1 protein-coding gene is annotated in these 251 nt (G+C 63.3%); it reads right to left on the reverse strand.

What is annotated here, in order from left to right; all coding sequences use genetic code 11:
- Window positions 1–251: ABC transporter substrate-binding protein (locus B3797_RS04285; RefSeq protein WP_311790472.1), on the reverse strand; the 251-nt coding region annotated here is incomplete at both ends.

The following is a 251-nucleotide window of genomic DNA, read 5'->3' on the forward strand; positions in this document are numbered from 1 at the left end:
AAGAAGTTGTCTGGATCCCCGGTTGCGGTTGTCCAGCCCATCAGCGCCGCCTGATGTTCGCCGCTGCGCACCCGCTTGAGATATTCGCCCCATTCGTAGGTCACGATGGTCGCCTTGATGCCGACCTTCGACCAGTCCGCCTGGATCATCTCCGCCATACGGCGCGCGTTGGGGTTATAGGGCCGGGAAACCGGCATGGCCCAGAGCGAAATTTCGGTGCCGGGAGCGATGCCCGCCTGCTTCAGCAGCGC

The sequence above is a fragment of the Pantoea sp. UBA5923 genome (assembly GCF_002431095.1).
Lineage (GTDB): Bacteria > Pseudomonadota > Gammaproteobacteria > Enterobacterales > Enterobacteriaceae > Pantoea > Pantoea piersonii.